This window comes from Thioclava sp. UBA3469 (assembly GCF_002378135.1).
In the GTDB taxonomy this organism is placed as follows: Bacteria; Pseudomonadota; Alphaproteobacteria; order Rhodobacterales; family Rhodobacteraceae; genus Thioclava; species Thioclava sediminum.
In genome coordinates, this window is sequence record NZ_DFRG01000191.1 from 5,473 (window position 1) to 8,637 (window position 3,165).

A 3,165-nucleotide genomic window follows, 5' to 3' on the forward strand; every position below is an offset into this window, starting at 1 on the left:
CCCCGGGCCGCGCCCGACCCTCCCACCGGGAGGGCGCATTGGCGATGACATCGCGGGCACGCGGGTTTTCCTGGGCTTTCGAGATAAAACGCCAAGCCATCAACGTTGCGAAGCGCCCACCCGAGGGTCTGGCGCTGCCCTTAGCTCTGCAGTTCCGCCTGCACGGCACGCAGCACATCGGCGGCAATCGCATCGGCCTCGCGCGCGCCGTCGATCACGCGGAAGCGGGGCGCGAATTCTTTCGCCAGCGACAGGAAACCCGCGCGCATCTTTTCCTGCAGGCCGACGCCGAAATCCTCAAACCGCTCCTCGGTGCCTTGCCGCCCCTTGGCGCGCGACAGCCCCACAGCCGGGTCGATGTCGATCAGCACGGTCAGGTCCGGTTCGCGTCCGATCATCAGGGCGTGGAGCTGATCGACCACCGCGCGCAGATCGCCGCGCGAGAGGCCTTGATACATCCGGGTCGAATCCGCGAAACGGTCGCAGATCACGACCTTGCCTGCGGCGAGCGCCGGTTCGATCACACGCTCCAGATGGTCGCGGCGGGCGGCGGTGAACAGAAGGATCTCGGTCTCTGCGGACCAGCGGTCGGGATCGCCCTCAAGCACCAGACGGCGGATTTCCTCGGCCCCCGGAGAGCCGCCGGGTTCGCGCGTCAGAACGACCTCGCGCCCCGCGTCCCGCAGGGTTTCGGCCAGCATCCGCGCCTGTGTGGATTTACCCGATCCGTCGATCCCCTCGAAGCTGATGAACATGCGCGCTTAGCTGTTCACCCGTTCCATCGCCGCCTCGAACGCCTTGCCCGACAGCCGCGCCAGCGCCGCTTTCACGCGCACGACAAAGCCGCCTTTCTTGACGTCCTCGGTGGCGACGAGCGGCACTTCGTTGGCATTGTCGAGGCCCGGCACGGTGATCACCAGTTTGCCGACTTCCTGACCTTGCTTGATCGGTGCCTGCAGCGGACCTTTGAACACGGCCTCGGCGGTTACCTTGTCCTTCGAACCCGCGGGAACCAGCAGCGACAGATCGGTTTTCGGCGCAAGGCCGACGGTCGATTTGCCGCCCAGCCAGACCGGCGCTTCGGCGAGCTGGGTGCCCGCCTTCGCCACGTCCTTCATCACGAACTGACGGAAGGCCCAGTTCGCGACCGCTTCGCCTTCCGACCGGCGCGACTGCTCGGAGGGCATGCCTGCCAGCACGAAGACGATGCGGCGCTCGCCCATCACGGCGGAGCCCACGAGGCCGTAGCCCGCTTCCTGCGTGTGGCCGGTTTTCATGCCATCGGCCTTCCAGTCGGCGGCGCGAATGTCCAGGAGCGGATTGCGGTTCTCGGCATTGGCCGGGGCGCGATCCTTATAGTTGAAATGGGTCTCGCTGAAGAAGTGATAATATTGCGGGAAATGGGTGATGATCCGGCTCGCGACGATGCCGAGATCATGGACCGACATGCGTTGACCCGGGTCGGGCCAGCCGTTCGAGTTGGCGAACATCGAGTTCTTCATGCCCAGCTCATGCGCGCGCTCGGTCATCAGATCGGCGAAGGAGGACTCCGAGCCCGCCAGCCCCTCGGCCACCACGACGCAGGCGTCGTTGCCCGAGTTGATGATGATGCCCTGGATCAGATCGCGCACGGTGGGGCGGTCGGTCGTATTGAGGAACATCGTCGAGCCGCCCATCGACTGCGCGTGCTCCGAGACCGGGAAGGTCGTGTCCATCGTGACCCGGCCGTCTTCCAGCGCCTCGAATAGCAGATCGAGCGTCATCAGCTTCGACATGGACGCCGGGGGCAGCGGGATATCCGCGTTCTTCGCCATCAGGACGGTCTTGGTCGAGAGGTCATAGACCCAAGCCGCATGGGCCTTGGTGTCGAAGGCGGCGGCGGGCAGGGCGAACAGGCAGGCTGCAAGCGTGGCGGCGATCAGGCGAATGAAGGTCATATCTTCTGCGTAGTCCTATTTCGAGACGGGGTAGGCGTCAGGATAGCCCAGTCCGTGAATTTTGGTCTTGAGCGCGTCGAGGTCGGATTTCGTGGGCGCAGGGCCCGCGATCACGCGCCAGAAGGTCTTGGAGTGGCTCTGTTCCTTCTTGATCTCGGCGATGACGCCCGCCTTGGCCATCTGGCTCTGGGCGCGTTTCGCATTCGCCTCGACGGAGAAGATGCCGATCTGGATATAGCCTGCGCCGGTGCTCATTTTCGGCGTGCTCGGCTGCGGAGTTGCTGCAGCTACCGGGGCTGCGGGGGCGGGCGCCGGGGCAGGGGCCGCGCCGATTGCGGGCTTGACTGGTTTCGCTGCGGGCTTCGGCGTGCCTTGGGCCTTGGCGATGCCGGCCGCCGCGGTCGATGTCACCTCGTCGAGCGACTTCTGCTCCACCTCTTCAGGGGCCGCGATCACCGGCTTGTCGACGAGCGGCGCGGGCTTGTCTTCCTTGACCGGAACCGTCTCGCGGCGCAGCGCCACGACGGAGAGCTCGGTCGGCGCGCCCGCCAGCAGCCCCAGCGCATCGGCCGCATCCGAGCTGACCTGCAGTTTCGGCCCGGGATTGTCGGTCTCGCGCTTGAACAGCGCCCCGATCACGAATTTGCCGTTCGACGGGTTGCGGATGATCACCCGCTCGGGGTCTTTCACGTTCGGATGCGCGACCCAGACGCCGCCCAGCGAGGGGCGCCCGTCCCAGAGGCCCTTTTCGTCGACCGAGAAGACCTGCGGCGCTTCGACGTCGCGCTCGATCATCTTCTGGCCGTTTTCGGTGACGGTCTCGGCGTCGCCGGGGCTTACGGTCTCGTCCGCAGGCTTCTTCTTGAACATCCCGAACGGGGAGCCGCCGCTTTCCTGACAGCCTGCCAGCGCGATCCCCGCGCCCAGCATCAGGGCAAAGCCCGTCACCCGCTTGCGCGTCATCTTCTTCTGCTCAGTCATCCTGTGCCCCTTTTCGCGCGGTTTGCCCGCCTCTTGCCTGCGCGTCTGCACCGCTTGCGCCATGCGTTACGCGCGATCCTAGCGATTTGCAGAGCCCGTGAAAAGCTGCCCCAACGCCTACGCGCGGAAAACGGCGCGCAAGACTTTCAGAATCGCGTGAAGCGGTCTAAGCGAAGCCGGTCGGAGGAGTGGCAGAGTGGTTTAATGCACCGGTCTTGAAAACCGACGTAGGTGAAAGTCTACCGTG

At 65.5% G+C, this 3,165-nt stretch carries 3 protein-coding genes; all 3 read right to left on the reverse strand.

Translation table 11 applies throughout. The features are described from left to right. Positions 1 to 140 precede the first annotated feature (140 nt). The 3 genes from tmk to B3D39_RS13700 are packed head-to-tail and all read right to left on the reverse strand — an operon-like array spanning position 141 to position 2,918. Positions 141 to 755 carry a dTMP kinase gene (gene tmk, locus B3D39_RS13690; RefSeq protein ID WP_274962188.1) on the reverse strand — a complete coding sequence of 205 codons (615 nt, stop codon included), beginning with the start codon at positions 753 to 755 and terminating at the stop codon, positions 141 to 143. Positions 756 to 761: 6 nt separating this feature from the next. Beyond that, a complete protein-coding gene (locus tag B3D39_RS13695; protein WP_078520229.1) occupies positions 762 to 1,937 on the reverse strand; it encodes a D-alanyl-D-alanine carboxypeptidase family protein in 1,176 nt (391 codons plus the stop codon). A gap of 15 nt (positions 1,938 to 1,952) precedes the next feature. Beyond that, positions 1,953 to 2,918: an SPOR domain-containing protein gene (locus tag B3D39_RS13700; RefSeq protein ID WP_078601872.1), complete on the reverse strand. Its 966-nt coding sequence runs from the start codon at positions 2,916 to 2,918 to the stop codon at positions 1,953 to 1,955. Between the last annotated feature and the right edge of the window lie 247 nt (positions 2,919 to 3,165).

What these genes read in the sequence shown, in the direction of transcription:
- tmk (WP_274962188.1), bottom strand. Translation starts at nt 755, where the DNA reads ATGTTCATCAGCTTCGAGGGGATCGACGGATCGGGTAAATCCACACAG.
- B3D39_RS13695 (WP_078520229.1), bottom strand. Translation starts at nt 1,937, where the DNA reads ATGACCTTCATTCGCCTGATCGCCGCCACGCTTGCAGCCTGCCTGTTC.
- B3D39_RS13700 (WP_078601872.1), bottom strand. Translation starts at nt 2,918, where the DNA reads ATGACTGAGCAGAAGAAGATGACGCGCAAGCGGGTGACGGGCTTTGCC.